The organism is Streptomyces sp. NPDC048636 (assembly GCF_040650655.1).
In the GTDB taxonomy this organism is placed as follows: domain Bacteria; phylum Actinomycetota; class Actinomycetes; order Streptomycetales; family Streptomycetaceae; genus Streptomyces.
In genome coordinates, this window is record NZ_JBEZHR010000015.1 from 124,481 (window position 1) to 143,044 (window position 18,564).

The 18,564-nt window shown below is 73.2% G+C and carries 17 protein-coding genes; 9 read left to right on the forward strand and 8 right to left on the reverse strand.

Features of this window, described 5'->3' with window-relative positions:
• Positions 1 to 114 precede the first annotated feature (114 nt).
• Positions 115 to 309: a hypothetical protein gene (locus AB0C66_RS30300; protein WP_254741884.1), complete on the forward strand. Its 195-nt coding sequence runs from the start codon at positions 115 to 117 to the stop codon at positions 307 to 309.
• 1 nt (position 310) lies between these two features.
• Positions 311 to 1,978: a hypothetical protein gene (locus tag AB0C66_RS30305; protein ID WP_362445638.1), complete on the forward strand. Its 1,668-nt coding sequence runs from the start codon at positions 311 to 313 to the stop codon at positions 1,976 to 1,978.
• Positions 1,979 to 2,008: 30 nt separating this feature from the next.
• Here the strand turns inward: AB0C66_RS30305 and AB0C66_RS30310 are convergent, their stop codons facing one another.
• Complete coding sequence (locus AB0C66_RS30310) at positions 2,009 to 3,532, reverse strand: PLP-dependent aminotransferase family protein (protein ID WP_362445641.1); 1,524 nt, start codon at positions 3,530 to 3,532, stop codon at positions 2,009 to 2,011.
• A 173-nt stretch (positions 3,533 to 3,705) separates the two neighbouring features.
• Between AB0C66_RS30310 and AB0C66_RS30315 the strand changes: the two genes are divergently transcribed.
• Together AB0C66_RS30315 and AB0C66_RS30320 are read left to right on the forward strand one after the other, a co-directional pair.
• Complete coding sequence (locus AB0C66_RS30315) at positions 3,706 to 4,386, forward strand: hypothetical protein (RefSeq protein ID WP_362445644.1); 681 nt, start codon at positions 3,706 to 3,708, stop codon at positions 4,384 to 4,386.
• A 261-nt stretch (positions 4,387 to 4,647) separates the two neighbouring features.
• Positions 4,648 to 5,022 carry an RNA polymerase-binding protein RbpA gene (locus tag AB0C66_RS30320; protein ID WP_014056358.1) on the forward strand — a complete coding sequence of 125 codons (375 nt, stop codon included), beginning with the start codon at positions 4,648 to 4,650 and terminating at the stop codon, positions 5,020 to 5,022.
• Positions 5,023 to 5,181: 159 nt separating this feature from the next.
• On the opposite strand, the gene fxsA is transcribed toward AB0C66_RS30320, so the two are convergent.
• The 6 genes from fxsA to AB0C66_RS30350 form a co-directional block, all read right to left on the reverse strand.
• Positions 5,182 to 5,823 carry an FxsA family membrane protein gene (gene fxsA, locus AB0C66_RS30325; protein WP_362445647.1) on the reverse strand — a complete coding sequence of 214 codons (642 nt, stop codon included), beginning with the start codon at positions 5,821 to 5,823 and terminating at the stop codon, positions 5,182 to 5,184.
• A gap of 179 nt (positions 5,824 to 6,002) precedes the next feature.
• A complete protein-coding gene (locus AB0C66_RS30330) occupies positions 6,003 to 6,194 on the reverse strand; it encodes a Rho termination factor N-terminal domain-containing protein (protein ID WP_362445650.1) in 192 nt (63 codons plus the stop codon).
• A gap of 85 nt (positions 6,195 to 6,279) precedes the next feature.
• Positions 6,280 to 7,002, reverse strand: a complete 723-nt coding sequence (locus AB0C66_RS30335) for a polyprenol monophosphomannose synthase (RefSeq protein ID WP_362445836.1) — start codon at positions 7,000 to 7,002, stop codon at positions 6,280 to 6,282.
• Positions 7,003 to 7,277: 275 nt separating this feature from the next.
• On the reverse strand, positions 7,278 to 8,993 hold the full coding sequence (gene lnt / locus AB0C66_RS30340; RefSeq protein ID WP_362445653.1) for an apolipoprotein N-acyltransferase: 1,716 nt from the start codon (positions 8,991 to 8,993) through the stop codon (positions 7,278 to 7,280).
• Between the two features lie 573 nt (positions 8,994 to 9,566).
• Positions 9,567 to 11,210 carry an amidohydrolase gene (locus tag AB0C66_RS30345; RefSeq protein ID WP_362445655.1) on the reverse strand — a complete coding sequence of 548 codons (1,644 nt, stop codon included), beginning with the start codon at positions 11,208 to 11,210 and terminating at the stop codon, positions 9,567 to 9,569.
• A gap of 92 nt (positions 11,211 to 11,302) precedes the next feature.
• On the reverse strand, positions 11,303 to 11,743 hold the full coding sequence (locus AB0C66_RS30350; RefSeq protein ID WP_020866923.1) for an Lrp/AsnC family transcriptional regulator: 441 nt from the start codon (positions 11,741 to 11,743) through the stop codon (positions 11,303 to 11,305).
• 228 nt (positions 11,744 to 11,971) lie between these two features.
• Between AB0C66_RS30350 and AB0C66_RS30355 the strand changes: the two genes are divergently transcribed.
• Entirely contained in the window at positions 11,972 to 12,352 is a 381-nt protein-coding gene (locus AB0C66_RS30355; RefSeq protein ID WP_362445658.1) for a hypothetical protein, read from the forward strand.
• 94 nt (positions 12,353 to 12,446) lie between these two features.
• Here the strand turns inward: AB0C66_RS30355 and AB0C66_RS30360 are convergent, their stop codons facing one another.
• Positions 12,447 to 13,619, reverse strand: coding sequence for an acyl-CoA dehydrogenase family protein (locus AB0C66_RS30360; protein ID WP_362445661.1), 1,173 nt, complete (start codon positions 13,617 to 13,619; stop codon positions 12,447 to 12,449).
• Between the two features lie 399 nt (positions 13,620 to 14,018).
• Between AB0C66_RS30360 and AB0C66_RS30365 the strand changes: the two genes are divergently transcribed.
• The 4 genes from AB0C66_RS30365 (at position 14,019) to AB0C66_RS30380 (ending at position 18,470) form a co-directional block, all read left to right on the forward strand.
• A complete protein-coding gene (locus tag AB0C66_RS30365) occupies positions 14,019 to 15,275 on the forward strand; it encodes a glycoside hydrolase family 18 protein (protein ID WP_362445664.1) in 1,257 nt (418 codons plus the stop codon).
• A 173-nt stretch (positions 15,276 to 15,448) separates the two neighbouring features.
• A complete protein-coding gene (locus AB0C66_RS30370; RefSeq protein ID WP_362445667.1) occupies positions 15,449 to 15,673 on the forward strand; it encodes a hypothetical protein in 225 nt (74 codons plus the stop codon).
• Positions 15,670 to 17,991, forward strand: a complete 2,322-nt coding sequence (locus AB0C66_RS30375) for a heavy metal translocating P-type ATPase (RefSeq protein WP_362445670.1) — start codon at positions 15,670 to 15,672, stop codon at positions 17,989 to 17,991. Before AB0C66_RS30370 ends, AB0C66_RS30375 begins: the two co-directional genes overlap by 4 nt.
• A complete protein-coding gene (locus AB0C66_RS30380) occupies positions 17,988 to 18,470 on the forward strand; it encodes a copper chaperone PCu(A)C (protein WP_362445673.1) in 483 nt (160 codons plus the stop codon). The genes AB0C66_RS30375 and AB0C66_RS30380 overlap by 4 nt, the downstream gene beginning before the upstream one ends.
• Positions 18,471 to 18,564 lie beyond the last annotated feature (94 nt).

Consider the following 18,564-nt stretch of genomic DNA (forward strand, 5'->3'; position numbering starts at 1 on the left):
CCATTGAGGTGATTACACCGATAATCGACCCATTTGCACCTTTCCCTAGATGGATACATGCTGTGAGCCTGGAACAACTCATGGTGACCGTCCCCCACCAGCCAGGAGACCGTGATGATCCTCTCCATTTCCGGTGTCGTACTGCTCGGCATCGTCGTCTTCGTGTTCTTCCGCAAGGACGGACTCAAGGGGTCCCACGCCATCGTCTGCGCCCTCTTCGGCTTCTATCTGGCGAGCACCGCGATCGCCCCGAGCATCAAGGCGGGCGGCGCGAGCCTGGCCAGCCTGCTGGGCGGAATCAAGATCTGACGTGGTCCGGCTCCCCCGCCTCCGCCCCGGCAGCGCCCCGGCCCCGCTGCTGCGCGGCCGCGACTTCGCCCGTACGGCGGCCGACAGCGCCGCCGATGTGCTCCACCCGCTGATCGCGCTGACCCGGGGGCTGCGCGTGCTGGCCGCCGCCGGACGGCGGACGTGGGTGGAGCTGCCGGGCGAGCGCCGCGGCCCCGCGCTGTTCCTCGCGGCCTGCGGGCTGTTCGTCGTCTTCCTGCTGCCGTACGGGCCGCTGGTGGCCGCCGTCTGTCTGATGGCGGTGGCCTGCTGGGCGGGCCGGGAGCGCGCGGCCACGGCGGCGAGCGGCCCCGGTCCGGACGGCACCGAACGGCTGCGCACGCTCTACGAGGCCCTGGTGCCGTACTTCTCGGCGGCCGAGGACCCGAGCCCGCTGTACGCCCACGGCGGGGACTGGTCGAGCGCCTTCGACTCCTACGCGTTCGACGAGGGCGGCCGGCTGACCAAGCTGCACCTGCGCTACCCCGCGTACTTCACCGACGGCGAACCCTCCTCCCGGGCCCGGATCGAGCAGTTGCTCCACGCCAAGTCCGGACGCGGCCGGGAGTACCTCTTCGCATGGGACGAGGAGGCGAACCGGCTCACGCTGACGGTGCTGCCCCCGCTGTCCACCGCGATCTGCGCCCAGCACTTCGTCACCACCCCCGGTGAGACGGTGCTCGGCTTCACCGACACCTCGTCCGTCCAGCGCACTCTGCCGGTGCTCGAAGGCGCCGAGAACGCCGAGGGTGCCGACGACGGCGAGGGCGGCGGCGCGGGTCCCGGCGCGGACGGCTCCGCCGGTCCCGGCGGAGCCCGGGGCGGCGCGGCCGCCGAGGCCGCGACCCGCGATGTCCCGCCGGTGGTCTGGCGCACCGGCCCGCGCTCCACCGAACCGCATCTGCTGGCCCTCGGCCAGCCCGGCAGCGGCACCACCACCCTGGTGCGCTCCATCGCCCTCCAGGCACTGCACCACGGGGACGTCCTGGTGGTGGACGGCAGCGGCACCAGCGAGTACGCGTGTCTGGCCGGACGGGCCGGGGTGCTGGCCGTGGAGTGCGGGCTGGCGGGGACGCTGGCGACGCTGGAGTGGGCGGGGCACGAGACCGAGCGCCGCCTGATCGCCGCCAACCGCGCACGGCAGCTGGGCCATCCGCTGCCCGACGACATCCAGCGCCCGCTGTGGATCCTGCTGGACCGCCCGTCGGTGCTCAGCCATCTGGCCGCCGCCGACGGCCGCCCCGATCCGCAGGATCTGCTGGCGGTACCGCTGCGGCACGGCCGGGCGGCCAACGTACGGGTCGTGGTGGCCGATCAGCTCGACGCCGCCGACGGGCTCAGCGAGGCCGTACGGACCCACACCCGGGCCCGGGTGCTGCTGGGCCCGGCCTCGTTCGACCAGGCGGCGGCCGTCCTCGGCGCGCCCCCGCACACCACGCCGACGCCGGAGATGCCCGCGGGCCGCGGCTACGCCCGGCTGGGCACCGGTCCGGTGCACCGGCTCCAGGTGCCCGCCACCCCGGATCCGTACGACGACGCGACGAGCGAGGCACAGCGGCAGGCGGTGCTCAGGCTGCTGCCGCGGCCGGAGGCCGCCCCGGACGAGCAGCCGGCGCGGCAGCCCCGGACCTCGGCCCCGTCCGGCGCCTGAGCCCCGCGCCGCCCTCGTACCGGGCCGGGCTCAGGCGACGTGGGTACGCGGGGCCTCGGCCTCGGTGACGGCGCCGGTGGCGACCAGTCGGGCCGCGGCGGCGAGCCGGGTGGCGGCCTGTTCGGCGACCGCGCCGCCGACGGTGAACGGCAGCCGCACATAGCCCTCGAAGGCCCCGTCCACGCCGAAGCGCGGCCCGGACGGCACCCGCACCCCCAGCCGCGCACCCGCCTCCGCGATCCGCGATCCGGAGAGGCCGCCGGTGCGCGCCCACAGGGTGAGCCCGCCGTGCGGCACGGTGTACTCCCAGTCGGGGAGATGACGGCGCAGGGCGTCGATGAGCGCGTCACGGTGGTCGCGCGCGAGCTCACGGCGGATCGCGACGGCCTCCTCCCAGCCGCCGGTGTTCAGCAGCCAGGTGACGGCGAGCTGTTCGATGACGGGGGTGCCCAGGTCGGCGTAGGCGCGGGCGGCGACAAGGCTGCGGATCACCTCCGGTGCGGCGCGCACCCAGCCGATCCGCAGCCCGGCCCAGAAGCTCTTGCTCGCCGAGCCGACGGTGATCACGGTGGAGCCGGCCGGGTCGAAGGCACAGAGCGGAGGCGGCAGTTCCACGTCCTCGTCGAGCCGCAGTTCGGCCATGGACTCGTCGGCGACCAGGACGGTCCCCGCCGACCGCGCGGCGTCCACGAGCTGACGTCGCTGCTCCTCGGTGGCGAGCGCGCCGGTGGGGTTGTGGAAGTCGGCGACCACATAGGCCATCCGTGGCGCGGCGGCGCTGAGCACCTGGCGCCAGGACGGGATGTCCCAGCCACCGAGCCGGTCGGCCATCGCCACGGGGACGAGCCGGGTGCCCGCCTCCCGCATCAGCTGGAGGATGTTGGCGTACGAGGGCGATTCGACGGCGACCCGCTCACCGGGGCGCACCAGCAGCCGCGAGGCGGCCGCCACCGCGCCCATGGCACCGGTGGTGACCATGATCTGCTCGGGCATGGTCGGAATGCCACGCGCGGTGTAGCGGTCGGCGAGCGCCTGGCGCAGGGCGGGCAGTCCGGCGGGGTAGTCGCCGTGGGTGTGGGCGTACGGCGGGAGCTCGTCCAGGGCGCCACGCATGGCGCGGGTGAGCCAGGGCTCGGGGGCGGGCAGCGCGGCACAGCCGAGGTCGATCACGGAGGCCGCGTCCTCCGGGGGCAGCGGGTCCAGCCCCCGGGTGGGCAGCGGGCTCCCGGCGGGCATCGCGGTCCAACTCCCGGCGCCGCGCCGCGACTCCAGGAACCCCTCGCCGCGCAGCGCCTCGTAGGCGGCGGCCACGGTGGTGCGGCTGACCTCGAGGGCGGCGGCGAGTTCGCGCTCGGCGGGGAGCCGGGCGGCGACCGGAACCCGGCCCTCCAGAATGAGCAGCCGCACCCCGTCGGCCAGGGCGCGGTACGCGGGCACCCGGCGGCCGCCGTTCAGGGAGGCGACCGCGCCCGCGGGCAGGCGGTCACGGGGGTGCTGTGATCCGAGCAGTCGCGCCAGTTGCGGTGCCCCCACCGCCGAGGTCCACGGACTCATCGAAAACGGTCCACCTTTCCCGGATTGGCCATGGAACTGGACTGGTCCCGGACCACAGAGTGACATGTCACCGGCCATCGCCACCAGGCCGGTCGGCCACCGGGCCGCGAAGCGACCGCGAGGAAGCCTGAAAGCCTGCCGCCTGACCGAAGAACAGCAAGAGGGAGGACGCGTTGCCCGAAGACCCGCCGGGGGGATCCCGCCGCCTCGCCCGCCGTCTCGTCCAGCTCTACGCCGGGCTCGCGCTGTACGGCACCTCCATGGCACTGCAACTGCGGTCCACCCTCGGTCTCGACCCCTGGGACGTCTTCCACCAGGGCGTCGCCAAGCGCGTACCGCTCACCTTCGGCACGGTGACGATGGTGGTGGGCACCGCCGTGCTGCTGCTGTGGATACCGCTGCGGCAGCGGCCGGGGCTGGGGACGGTGTCCAATGTGCTGGTGGTGGGACCGGCGGCGGACGCCACCTTGTGGCTGGTACCGGCTCCCGAGTCACTGGCGGTACGGATTCCGCTGCTGCTGTTCTCGATCGTGCTGTGCGGCGCGGCCACCGGTCTGTACATCTCCGCGCGGTTCGGGCCCGGCCCCCGGGACGGGCTGATGACCGGACTGCACCGGCGCACCGGCCGCTCGATCCGCCTGGTGCGGACCGGGATCGAGGTGGCGGTACTGGTGACGGGATACGTCCTGGGCGGGTCGGTGGGCGCGGGCACGGTACTCTTCGCGCTGACCATCGGGCCGCTGTCCCAGCTCTTCCTGCGCCTCTTCGCGATCCCCAGCGCCGTCCCGAAGGACTCCGAGGTGGTCGCCCGGGGCGGCACCGAAGGCCGGGTCCCGGACAGAACAGGGACCTGATTTCGAGCTCGAGGCAGTGGAGCGGTAGTGTACGCCCTTGGCCTACCAGGCGGACCGTTACTGCGCGCTAAAGTACCAGAAACGCTGGGTGACATCTGCTGCCAGATGTGACAAACCGGGCGCCTGTGGGTAGAACAACGGGGCGGCACGACGGGCGACGCATGTCCCAACACGGGAATCTTCACCGCCGACCGGACGTTGACCGGATGACGACGACAGCGACACCTGTCCTGTGGGCGACAAGCCCGGGAGGCACGATTCATGAGTGAGCGAGCTCTCCGCGGCACGCGACTCGTGGTGACCAGCTACGAGACCGACCGCGGCATCGATCTGGCCCCGCGCCAGGCGGTGGAGTACGCATGCCAGAACGGCCATCGATTCGAGATGCCGTTCTCGGTAGAGGCGGAGATTCCGCCGGAGTGGGAGTGCAAGGCGTGCGGCGCCATGGCACTCCTGGTGGATGGCGATGGTCCTGAGGAGAAGAAGGGCAAGCCCGCGCGCACGCACTGGGACATGCTCATGGAGCGGCGCACCCGCGAAGAGCTGGAGGAGGTGCTGGCCGAGCGGCTGGCGGTCCTGCGCTCCGGCGCCATGAACATCGCCGTGCATCCGCGGGACACCCGCAAGTCCGCCTGATCCGAGGATCTGCGGAAGCACTGATAGAAGCACTGACAACTGAATGACGAGGGCCGGGGCCACCGCCGAGCGGTGGCCCCGGCCCTCGTGCGTCCACATCCCGGTCGGCCCCGGACCGCCGGGCGCCGGACTGCCGGGCGCCCGGGGCGCGGGCGCGGCTCAGTCGCGGTGCGCCGAGCGCGGACCGTCCTCGTCGCCCCGGATCTCACCCCGGATGGTCTCGCGGCCGTCCCCGCGACCGCCGTCACGGCCGTCGGCGGGGCCGTCGTCATGGATCACCTCGCCCTGGATGACCTGACCGCCCTCCCCCGGGCGCTCCCGGCCGCCCCGGCCCGGGTGGCCCTGGAGGAACGGATCGCCGGGCGCCCCCGGTACGTAGCCCAGCCGGCGCGACAGCGCACCCTCGGCACGGCGCCGCAGCAGCGCGCGGGTCGGCGGGAACAGACACACCAGCGCGGCCAGGTCGGAGATCAGCCCCGGCACCATCAGCAGCAGACCGCCCAGCATGGTGAACGAGGAGCCCGGTCGCGCCGCGGGCTCGGCCGGGTCGGCGCCCGGCTGCATGGACTGGGTCAGGCTCTGCCAGGCCCGGCGTCCGCCGCGCTTGACCACGGCCGCGCCCACCACCACCCCCGCCACCAGCAGCAGGAAGACGGTCAGCCCATTGGTGGCCCGGGCCACCACGGTCAGCAGCCAGATCTCCAGCACCAGCCAGGCGGCGATGGCCAGGGGTACGAAGGTACGGGCGCGCGAGCGCTTGGGGCGGTTCGGGTCGCTCTGCGGCGATGCGCCGGTCGTCATGGCTCCCAGTGTGCCCCGACCCCCGGGCGGCGCGGACCCCGGGGCCGTGGATCCCTCCCGGATCCCGGATCCCGGTGGCCTCGGCCGAGGCGGCAACGGGCCCGGACAGAGGTGGTCCCCTGCCCCCCGCCCCTCCCGCGGGCGGGGGGCAGGGGCAGGGGAACCGCCCGCGGCCGGTGTCAGCGGTGCCGCAGTGCCGAGATGAGCTCGCTCTTCGACATCTGCGACCTGCCCTCGATACCGGCCTTCTTGGCCTTGCGGTAGAGCTGTTCCTTGGTCTGCGCTTCCATCGTGCCGGCCTTGGCGCCCCGGCGGGGCATCGTCGTCCGGCGCGATGAGCTCTTGCTGCTCTTCATGGTCGTTTTAGGCATGTTCCGCCTCCTTCCGCCTCAAGTCTCGGGGACGGAACGGCCGGATGCCCGTGGGACTACTCCGAGCGGTAAACGCAGGCCCTGACTAGGCGTTCTTACGGCCCAGCAGCTTGTTGACCCGGCTGCTGACACCCCAGGTCATGACCCGCCACGCCGCCTCGGTGACGATGTCGCGGCTCATCTTGCTCTCACCGCGCTCGCGTTCGATGAAGGTGACCGGGACCTCGATGACGTGGAAGCCCGCCTTGGCGGCGCGCCAGGCCATGTCGATCTGGAAGCAGTAGCCCTGGGAGGCGACGGCCTCCATGCCCAGGCCCTCCAGCGTCTCCTTGCGGAAGGCGCGGAACCCGGCGGTCATATCCCGGATCGGGACGTCGAGCAGCAGCCGGGAGTAGGTGCTGCCGCCCCGGGAGATGAACTCACGGGACTTGGGCCAGTTGACGATCCGTCCGCCCGGCACCCAGCGCGAGCCGATGACCAGGTCCGCGCCCTTGAGCGCGGTCAGCAGCCGGGGCAGCTCCTCGGGCTGGTGGGAACCGTCGGCGTCCATCTCGACCAGGACGCCGTAGCCGTGCTCGATACCCCAGCGGAACCCGGCCAGATAGGCGGCGCCGAGGCCCTCCTTGCCCTTGCGGTGCAGCACCCGCACATGGTCGTCCTCGGCCGCGAGTTCATCGGCGACCTTGCCGGTGCCGTCCGGGCTGTTGTCGTCGGCGACGAGGATGTGCGCGTCGGGCACCGACTCACGGACCCGGGCGACGATCGGCTTGATGTTCTCCGCCTCGTTATAGGTCGGGATGATCACCAAGGTGCTGCCGAGCGGGCCGTATGTGCGGCGGCCGCCCTCGTCCTGGGGGGCGCGGCGCGGCTCCCCGCCCGTGTCCCCGGCAGCCGGCCGCTCCACGTCCCCGCCGACCGGCTGGTCGGCCGTGGTCCCCGGCTGGTCGGCCGTGCTCTCCTGCTGACCGGCCTCACGTGCGGCGTCGCTCACGGCACCGTCTTGTTCGCTTCTCCGCCCGTGAGGCGAATCGTCGCTTTCGTTGCTCCGGCGCGGCTGGTCGGCCTCGCGTGCGTCGCTCACGGCTACTGCCCCTTCTCGTCCGTACGTCCCCGACGGCCGATCATGATCGCGGCCGCGCAGGACAGAAGGCCCACCATAGCGAGCACCCACTCCGGGGTCGCACCGACGCGGTCGGCGAGGGTCTTGCCGTCACGCAAGGGGATGCGCGCGGTGAGCACATCTTGCGTGAATTCTTTCGTCCGCTGCTCGATCGTGCCATCCGGGGAGACAACGGCGCTGATCCCGCTGGTGGCCGCCGTGATCACCGGACGGCCGTGCTCGATGGCCCGCAGCCGGGACATCACCAGCTGCTGATCCGGCTGACCGCTGCGGCCGTAGGTGGCGTTGTTGGTCTGTACGACGATCGCGCGGGCCCCCGCGTTGACCGTGTCGCGGACGATCTCGTCGTACGCCACCTCGAAACAGATCACATCGCCCAGCCGGGCCGGGCCCACCTGGAGCACGCCCGTGTGGTCACCGGGGTAGAAGTCGCGCGGCACCCGCTGGAGCCGGGTGATGACCTTGCTGAGCTGCTGGCGGAAGGGCACGTACTCGCCGAACGGCACCGGGTGCTGCTTGGTGTACGAGGCGCCGGGGCCCTTCTGGGGGTCCCAGACGATGCCCTGGTTCTCCACGTAGCCCTCCTTGGTGGGGTGGTCCACCAGGGCGCCGACCAGCACCGGGACATCGATGGCCTGCACGGCCTCGTCGATCCGGGCGTATGCCTCCCGATACTGGAAGGGGTCCAGGTCGGAGGCGTTTTCCGGCCAGATCACCAGATCCGGCTTCTTGATCCGCCCGGCCTTGACGTCCTTGGCCAGATCGAGAGTGGCCTCGACATGGTTGTTGAGGATCTTCATGGGACGGCCCAGGAAGTCCATTCCGGGCTGCTGCACATTGCCCTGGACCACCGCGATGTCCACCGACTTGGCGGCACCGGTCGGGATGGGCACCGTGGACCCGGCCGCGGTCACCGCCCCGGCGACCACCAGGGCGCCCACGGCGGGCAGCACGGCACGCGGCGAGAAGGCGCCGCGCAACCGCCATACGACGAGCAGCGCGGAGGCCAGCAGCCCACCGGCCAGCGCCACCCCGAAGGTGACCAGCGGGGCGCCGCCCAGCGCGGCGAGCGGGGTGAACGGCGAGCCGGTGTTGGCGAAGGCCAGCCGCCCCCACGGGAAGCCCCCGAACGGCGTCCGGTCGCGGGCCCATTCCTCGGCGACCCACAGACAGGACGTCCACAGCGGCCACAGGGCCGGCACCGGAAGCCGGGAGACCAGCGCGAGCCCGGCGCCCAGCAGCGCCATGAAGGCCGCCTCGATGACGGACAGGCCGATCGACGCGTCCCAGCCGACCACGCTGAGCCACTTCAGCAGCAGCACGAAGAACGGCACCCCGAAGGCGAACCCCGTCCAGGCGCCCTGCCGGGCGGTACGGCCGTGGGTCAGCAGCGCCAGCGCGGCCACCGCCAGCAGGGACAGCGGCCACACGCCGAACGGCGGGAAGGCGAGGCCGAGCGCGAGGCCGCTGACGGCCGCCAGCAGGCTGCGGAGCGCCTCACGGCGGGCCAGCAGCCCCAGACGCCGGAACCGGCCCGGCCGGTCCACGGCGGCGGGCACGGGCGCTCCGGCCTCGCCGTCGCCGGACGAGGCGGCGGCGGGCCTGGGCGTCTCGCCCGGTCGGTCTGCGGCCGGGCCGGGCGAGGCGGCTTCGGCGGTGGTGTCGGAACCCGAGGGCACGGTGCGGCCTTCCTGCCATGCATGCTGTGGTGAGGTGACCGTACAACGCGGGCTCGCGGAAGTGGTCCCGAGGTGGGGAAAGTGCTCCCGGGGTACGGAACGCCCCGGCCACGGCCGAGGTTCCCGCGGGGCTCGGCGGCGCCGCCCCCGCGACCGGGGGCGGTCCGCCGTGTGCGTGCGGATGGGGGCCCGACGCCCTTCGGGCCGACCTGGGACCCGCTGGCTGCGGGTCGACCGAGAGCCGTTGTCTACTGAGCGTCCGGGCCCCTCCCGGGTCGCACCTGCCGACCCGGCGATCCCTCCCTCGCCCCCGTGCGCTGGACCTGGCTCCCAGTGGTGGCGCACCGGTGCGGTGCGTCTCCCTCTGGCCCAGCGGCGTTCGACGACTGCGTGAAGATTCCCCGGTCGGGCGTCCAGTGGTGGACTCGGCCGAACCTACCGGCCACCGCCCGCACCCTGTCAACAGCCGCATGACCTGCGCCGTTTCCTCAAATGACCAGGTCAGTACGGACGGTGTTCAGATGCCGCGACAGGCCGGGGGAACATCGTTCGGCGGTACGGGGCGCCGCTTCGTCACTCGTCCGGCCGGAGGTGCACGGTGCGTCCGCCGACCACCGTGCGCACACACACGGGCAGTTGACCGCCGGGGGTGAGGTCGGGCAGGCCGGGCGTGCCGGAGCGCGGATCGGTGGACCATCCGGCGACCCGCGTGTCGGGGACCTGGACGACCAGTTCGCCGGTGCGCCACACCGCGTAGTCCGCGGGCGCGCCGGGTACCAGGACGCCCGCGTCATCGCGGCCGATGGCCCGCCAGCCGCCGCGCGTATGGGCGGTGAAGGCGGCGCGGACCGACACGCGGTGCTCGGGGGTGCGGTGGAAGGCGGCGGCGCGCACGGTGCCCCAGGGGTCGAGCGGGGTGACCGGGCTGTCGGAGCCGAGGGCGAGGGGGACTCCGGCACGGAGCATGGCCGCGTAGGGGTTGAGGGTCCGGGCCCGTTCGGCGCCCAGGCGCTGGACGTACATGCCGTCCTCGCCGCCCCAGGCGGCGTCGAAGGCGGGCTGGACGGAGGCGGTGAGGCCGAGTTCGGCGAAGGCCGCGATGGTCTCGGGGGTCATCATCTCGGCGTGTTCCACCCGGTGCCGGGCGGCGCGCACCCGGGCCAGCCCGACCTGTTCGGCGGCGGCGCGCACGCCCTCCACCACGGCGGTGACGGCGGCGTCGCCGATGGCGTGGAACCCGGCCTGGACCCCGGCCTCGGTGCAGGCGGCGACATGGGCCGTGACGACCGCCCGGTCCAGACAGGCGGTGCCGGTGTGCGGCGTGTCGGCGTAAGGCTGGTGGAGACACGCCGTGTGGGAGCCGAGCGAACCGTCCACGAAGAGATCACCGGCGGCGCCGAGGGCGCCGAGCTCGCGCACCTTCGCCAGGTCGGCGGCGGTCTCCGCGGCCTCGGCCCAGTAGCCGAACACCCGGGGCCCCGGCTCCTGCGCGGCCAGCTCCAGCAGCCCGGTGAGGTCGTCCTCGCCGGAGATCTCGGGGCCCGCGCACTCGTGCAGGGAGCCGATGCCCAGGGACGCGGCGCGGGCCAGGGCGGCGCGCTGGGCGTCGGCGCGCTGCCGCGGGGTCACACTCGCCTGGGCGGCGGCGCGTACGGCGTGATGGGCCGCGCCGGTCAGCGGCGCGTCGGAGTGGTAGCCCGCCAGGTCCGACACGCCCGGCACCAGATCCAGCAGGGCGGTGGTGACCACCGCCGAGTGCACATCGACACGGGTCAGATAGAGCGGCCGGCCACCGGTGGCCTCGTCGAGCTCGGCGCGGCGCGGCGGACGGCCCTCGGGCCAGCCGCCGGCGTCCCAGCCGTGGCCGAGCAGCACCCGGTCGTCGGGGCGGGCGGCGGCGTGGGTACGGACCCGGTCCAGGGTGTCGGCGAGCGTACGGGCGCCCGCGAGATCCAGTCCGGTGAGGGCGAGCCCGGTGGCGGTCGTGTGCACATGCGCATCGGTGAACGCGGGTGTCACCAGCGCCCCGTCCAGCTGGATCACCTCGTCGACCCCGTCGGCGAAGCTGTCGGCGGCGCCCTCGGAGCCGACCCAGGCGATGGCGCCCCGTTGGACGACCATCGCGGTCGCGAACGGATCGGCGGGGCTGTGGACCTCGCCGCCGCGCAACAGCACGGTGCGGCCCTCGGCGGTCCGGTCAGGGGTGCGGTCGTTCACGCGGGCTGCCTCGTGGAGTCGGTCTGGGACGACGCGCGCCGGGCGCGTCCGGTCGGGGTCGGACACGCCCGGATGGGCGCGCCCGGGGCGGGTCAGACGCGCGGCGGACGCGCTTCGTAGGGAGTGGAGAGGACCACCGTGGTGCGGGTGGAGACCCCGGCCAGCGAGCGGATCCGGCTGAGCAGATGCTCCAGCTCCAGCGGGGTGGCGACACGCACCTTGAGGATGTAGTTCTCATCTCCCGCGACGCTGTGGCACGCCTCGATCTCGGGCACCTCGGCGAGCCGCTCGGAGATGTCGTCGGGCGCGCTGGGGTCGAAGGGTTTGACCGAGATGAAGGCCGTCAGCGGCAGGCCGACGGCCTCCGGATCCACCACGGCGGCATAGCCTCGGATCACCCCGCGCTGCTCGAGACGGCGGACCCGCTGATGCACGGCCGATGTGGACAGGCCGGTGGCCTTGCCCAGGTCCGTGTAGCTCATCCGCCCGTCCTTGACGAGCAGCTCCACGATTTGTCTGTCCAACTCCTCCACAGCCGATCACCTTATGTGGTCGTGGGCGTTCCGGCACAGCGGGTGCGCCGGACCCGGTACGGGGGCCGGACGGCCCTTGTTCACCGCATCTGCGCCCGGCGTGTGACGAACGCCACATCCCGTCGGGGGTGTCCACGGAAGTGCGGAGATTACCTGCGGTGCGGCGCGGGAAATGCTTGCTGTGGTCGAGGCCGACGCGCCTGACCAGCCCACCCGAGGGGGAAACTCATGCCCTACCTTGAGCGCCTCGACGAAGGCGACGTCGATTCCCACGAGAACGAGACCTACGAGATGTTCCGGGTCGTGTGCCCGGACTGCGCGCGGCCCATCGCCCTGCTCGCGGACGAGGACGTCCTCCCGGAGCACGCGCTGTGCCCGTCCCCGTGGGACCCGTTCGGGCTCACGGTGTGCGCCGGTACGGGCCGCGGGGTGGCCGACGCCTCCCCGGCCGACGCCTCGCTCGAAGCCCAGGAGCAGGACGCGGCGCTGCTGCTGACGCTGCCGGAGGGGCTGGACTGGCGCACCCAGCCGTTCTCGCACATCGGCGGCCCCGGCTCGCAGCCGATCCATATGCCGGTCCTGCGGCGGGGAACGGCGCCACGCGTCTAGGCCGCCCTGCCCGCCGGGTGGCGGGGGCCCGGCGCCGCCGCGCCCCCGAGCCGCGAGAGCGTGCCCGACCCGCGAGAGCGCGGCCCCGACCGGGTCAGCGGCTCTCCGGACCCGCCAGGGCACGGGCGATGACGACCCGTTGGATCTGATTGGTGCCCTCCACGATCTGGAGCACCTTGGCCTCGCGCATGAACCGCTCCACGGGGAAGTCCACCGTGTAGCCGTAGCCGCCGAGCAGTTGGACCGCGTCGGTGGTGACGCGCATCGCGGTGTCGGTGCAGAACAGCTTGGCCATGGCCGCCTGCTTGGAGAACGGGCGGCCCGCGTCCCGCAGCCGGGCGGCGGTCAGATAGAGCGCGCGCCCGGCCTCGATCTGGGTCGCCATGTCCGCCAGCATGAAGCGCAGCCCCTGGAAGTCGGCTATCGGCCGGTCGAACTGGCGGCGTTGCGCGGCGTAGCCGAGCGCCTCGTCCAGGGCTGCCTGGGCGACGCCGATGGCGCAGGCCGCGATGCCCAGCCGCCCCGCGTCGAGGGCGGAGAGGGCGATGGCGAAGCCCTGGCCCTCGTCACCGATGCGCCGTGCGTCGGGCACCCGGACGCCGTCGAAGTGGACCTGTGCGGTGGGCGAACCGTTCATGCCCATCTTGTGCTCGGGCGCGGCGGCGCTGAGCCCGGGGGTGTCCCCGGGGACGAGGAACGCGCTGATGCCGCGGGTGCGCTCGGGGCCGGTGCGGGCGAGCACCGTATAGAAATCGGCCACACCGCCGTGGGTGATCCACGCCTTGGTGCCCTCCAGCGTCCAGGTGCCGCCGTCGCGGGTGGCACGGGTGGTCAGCGCGGCGGCGTCGGAGCCGGAGGAGGGCTCGGACAGGCAGTACGCGCCGAGCAGTCCGCCGCCCAGCATCGCGGGCAGATGCTCGGCCAGCTGCCGCTTGCTGCCGAATCGGGCGAGCGCGTGGCAGGCCAGGGTGTGCACGCTGACGCCGAGGCCCACGGTGAGCCGGGCCGCGGCCAGCTCCTCGAGCACCTGGAGATAGACCTCGTACGGCTGGTCGCCGCCGCCGAACTCCTCGGGATAGACCAGCCCCAGCAGCCCGGACTCGGAGAGCAGGGCGAACAGCTCGCGGGGGAAGCGGCCGGCCGCCTCCTCCTCGGCGGCATGGGGCCGGATCTCGCGGTCGATCAGCTCACGTACGAGCGCGATCAGATCGCGGGCCTCCTCGGTGGGCAGTTCGCGTTCCACCGGCTGCGGGCCGTGGTCGGTCATGGCGGCGCTCTCCTCTCCCTGTCGGGCGCGGCGGCGGGCGGCCGAGGGTGTGGCGGCGCCGCCGTGGGTCACCGCTGGCCGGCCGGTTCCCGTCGGGTCTCGAGCGGGTGATGACCTGCACCGCGGCGGTTGGAGTATGCCCGATAGGCAGCGCTCCGTCACCGGTCGATCGATCTTCAACCACCTTCTCGGACAGCTTCTCGGACAGCGCGCGGGACGGCATGTCGGACGGTCCGCGTACGGGCCGTGTGCGACGCCGAAAGAGCATTGGCCCAGACCATTGACCCTACTGGTCTAGTCCTTCTACCGTTTCAGCACCGCGTCCTGCGCGTGCATGTCAAGATTTGGGCAGGTCGTCGGGCACTTCACTCTCCCCTCACCCCCCACCGAGGAGATTCCATGCTCAGACCACGCGGACTGCTCGCCGCTCTCGCGGCGCTCTGTACGGCGGTGTTGGCCGCCACCCTGCTCGCGGGATCGGCCGTGGCCGGTGAACGCCGGACCACCGAAAACCACACCAACGCACACCACGCCACCGGAAACCAGGCCGCCGGGAACAAGGTCGTCGGCTACTTCACCGAATGGGGCATATACCAGCGCAACTACCATGTGAAGAACATCGAGACGTCGGGCTCGGCGTCCAAGCTGACGCACATCAACTACGCCTTCGGCAACGTCACGGGCGGCAAATGCGCCATCGGCGATGCCTATGCCGACTACGACAAGGCCTATGACGCGGCGACCAGCGTCGACGGCAAGGCCGACACCTGGGACGCGGGCGCGCTGCGCGGCAACTTCAACCAGCTCCGCAAGCTCAAGAAGCTGCACCCGGAACTCAAGGTGCTGTGGTCCTTCGGCGGCTGGACCTGGTCCGCCGGGTTCGGCGAGGCCGCGAAGAACCCCGCCGCCTTCGCCCAGTCCTGCTACGACCTGGTCGAGGACCCGCGCTGGGCCGATGTCTTCGACGGTATCGACATCGACTGGGAGTATCCCAACGCCTGCGGCAACACCTGTGACAGCAGCGGCAAGGACGCCTTCCCCAAGCTGATGTCCGCGCTGCGCGCCAAGTTCGGGCAGAACAACCTGGTGACCGCGGCCATCACCGCCGATGCCTCCTCCGGCGGCAAGATCGACGCCGCCGACTACGCGGGCGCCGCACAGTACGTCGACTGGTACAACCCGATGACGTACGACTTCTTCGGTGCCTGGGCGGCCCAGGGGCCGACCGCCCCGCACTCCCCGCTCACCTCCTACAGCGGCATCCCGCAGCAGGGCTTCAACACCGACGCCACCGTCCAGAAACTCAAGGGACTCGGCATCCCGGCCTCGAAACTGCTGCTGGGCATCGGCTTCTACGGCCGCGGCTGGACCGGCGTCACCCAGAGCGCCCCCGGCGGTACGGCGACCGGCGCCGCCCCCGGTACGTACGAGGCGGGCATCGAGGACTACAAGGTGCTCAAGAACTCATGCCCGGCCACCGGCACCGTCGCCGGCACGGCCTACGCCCACTGCGGCAGCCAGTGGTGGAGCTACGACACCCCCGCCACCATCGCCGGAAAGATGAACTACAAGCAACAGCAGGGACTGGGCGGCACCTTCTTCTGGGAGCTCAGTGGCGACACCACCAACGGTGAGCTGATCAAGTCCATCAGCTGACCCCATCGCACCACCCCCAGGGCGGGGAGCCGGAGCGCGGCTCCCCGCCCGTGCGCCGCGCCACGTCGTCCACGGGGGCGCTCCGGTTCCCCGGAGCGAGCGGGAGGAATGTCACCCACCGGAGCCGGGCCCGCGGGGCGGCCGGGCGGCCCGGGCCGTGCCACGATGCGGCGATGACCCCACGTCAGCACCGCCCCGCCGTGCTCCTGACCGCCTTCGCCCTGCTGCTCGCCGCGATGTTCGGCGCGGCCTACGCCGTCGGGGCGACGATGGGTCCCGTCGCCCCCGGAATACGCGACAGCGGCGGTACGGGGCACGACGGCGGTGGCGGCAGCGGCGGTAGTGGCGACGACGGCGGTGGCATGGGCGGGATGCACGGTATGGGCGGCGCCCGATGAGTGCGCCCACGGACACCCGATCTGCCATCCTCACCACCGAGTTGGTGGTCGGTGGCATGACCTGTGCGGCCTGTGTGCGCCGGGTCGAGAAGCGGCTCGGCAGGGCCGCCGAAGGCGTCGAGGCGAGCGTCAACCTGGCCACCGGGCGGGCCCGGGTGACCCATCCGGTCACCGTGCCGACGGCCGAACTGGTGGCGGCCGTCGAGGGCGCGGGGTTCACCGCCCGGGTGGTGCCACCCGCGGCACCACCCGGGCGGCGCGACCGGGACGACCCGTCAGCCGAGGCGTCACCGGAGGCGTCGCCGGTCACGGACGAGGCGGCCGACCGGCACCGCGTACGGGTCACCGCACTGCTCGCGGTACCGGTGCTGGTGCTCTCCATGGCCCCGGCCCTCCAGTTCCGCGACTGGCAGTGGCTGTGCTTCGTCCTGACCGCCCCGGTGGTGGTGTGGAGCTCCTGGCCGTTCCACACCCGCGCGCTGCGCGGGCTGCGGCACGCCGCGGCGACGATGGACACCCTGGTCTCGCTGGGCGTCCTCGCCTCGTTCTCCTGGTCCGCGTACGCCCTGTTCCTCGGCGGCGCCGGGGATCCGTCGATGCGGATGCCGTTCTCACTGCTGCCGAGCGCTCCCGGCGGCACACCGCACATCTACCTGGAAGCGGCCGTCGGTGTCCCGCTGTTCGTCCTCACCGGACGGCTGCTCGAGGCGCGCGCCCGGCGCGGCACCGGCTCCGCGCTGCGCGCCCTGGCCTCGCTGACCGTCAAGGACGTCGTCCTCGCGGCGGACGGGAAGACGCCCGAACGCCGGGTCTCCATCGGTGAGTTGCGCGTCGGCGACCGGTTCGTGGTGCGTCCCGGGGAGCGGGTGGCCACCGACGGTGTGGTGACGGCGGGCGGTTCCGCCCTCGATCTGTCGCTGGTGACGGGCGAGAGCGCACCGGTCGAGGTGGCCCCGGGCTCGCCGGTCGTGGGTGGCGGGGTGAACTCCGGCGGGCTGCTCGAGGTACGGGCCACGGCGGTCGGCGCCGACACCCAACTGGCCCGCGTCGCCCGCCTGGTGGCCGACGCCCAGTCCGGCAAGGCACGTGCGCAGCGGCTGGCGGACGCCATCGCCGCCGTCTTCGTACCGGCCGTGCTCGCGGTCGCCGTCAGTGTGCTCGGCTTCTGGCTGGGCGCGGGCGCCGCCCCCGAGGCGGCCGTCACGGCCGGGGTGGCCGTCCTGGTCGTGGCCTGCCCCTGCGCACTGGGCCTGGCCACCCCCACCGCCCTGCTCGCCGCCACCGGCCGCGGCGCCCAACTGGGCATCCTGGTCAGCGGTCCGCGCGCGCTGGAACGGCTGCGGCGGGTGGACACCGTGGTCCTCGACAAGACGGGCACGCTGACCCACGGCGTGATGGAAGTGGCCACGGTGACGACCCGCCCGGACGGCCTCGGCCGGGACGAGGCGATCCGGCTGGCAGGCGCCGTGGAACACGGCTCCGAACACCCCGTGGGCCGCGCCCTCGCCGGGTACGCGCGCGCCGCCCTCCCGCCGGGCATCGCACTGCCCGCCGTGACGGACTTCGCGGCCACGGCGGGGCTGGGCGTGGCGGGGGACGTGGCGGGCCACCGGGTGGAGGTGACCCGCCCGGACGAAGACACCCTTCCGCCCGGACTCCACGACGCCGTGCGGGCCGCCGAACGGGACGGCCGCACCGCCGTGGTACTGCGGGTCGACGGGCGCGCCGAGGCGGTCTTCGCGCTCGGTGACGGCGTCCGCTCCGGGGGCTACCGCGCGGTCGACCACCTCAAACGGCTGGGACTGCGGCCCGTACTCGCCACCGGCGACGGACCGGCGGCGGCGCACTCCGCCGCCGGACAACTCGGCATCGACGAGGTACACGCCCGGATGACGCCCGAGGGCAAGGCCGAGCTGGTGAAGGGGTTGCGGGAGCGCGGACACCGGGTCGCGTTCGTCGGCGACGGTGTGAACGACGCCGCCGCCCTCGCCCACGCCGACCTCGGCATCGCCATGGGCGGCGGCACCGACGCGGCGATCGGCGCCGCCGATGTGACACTGATGCGCGAGGACTTCCACGCCCTCGCCGACGCGGTACGACTGGCCCGGCGCACCCTGGGCACCATCCGGGCCAATCTGCTGTGGGCCTTCGGCTACAACCTCGTCACCCTGCCACTCGCGGCCGTCGGACGGCTCAGTCCGATGGTGGCCGCCGCCGCGATGTCCGTCAGCTCGGTCGTCGTGGTCGGCAACAGCCTGCGGCTGCGCGGCTGGCAGCCGTCCGGGGCGCACGGTGCGCAGGGGAGGTCCCGCCGGTGACCACCTCCCTGCTGCGCGCCGCGCTCGCGCCCGTCATCGCCTGTGCGCTCACCCTCGCCGGGCTCGCGGCCTGGACCGCGTCCGGTGCCGCGGGCTCCCCCGCCGACGTCGAGGTCACCCGCGCCCGTGTACTGCTGCCCTCGAACCCCGAAGCCACCGCCGCCTTCTTCGACCTCCGCAACGCGGGTGGTGGCGAGGACGAACTCCTGCGCGTCACCACGCCGTTGGCCGACCGCGCGATGCTCAGCCGCCGGATCGTACGGCGTGGCGCGGGCTCGATGCGGATGGTGCCCTCGGCCCGCGTCCCCGCCCGCGGCACCCTCCGGATGTCGGCCGGGACACTGGATGTGATGCTCCAGCCCGCCCCGCGACGGCTGCGCACCGGCGACCGGGTGCCGTTCGTTCTCCACCTCCGCGAAAGCGGCCCGATCCAGGTCACGGCAGTGACCATCCGACCGGGCACCGCCGCGACCGACTGAGCGGGCCGGTCCCGAACCACTTTCACCCTCACCGGTCCCCGGCCGCATGGGCTGACCGCGTGGCCCCGGCCGGTCACCCCACGGGGGTGTGACC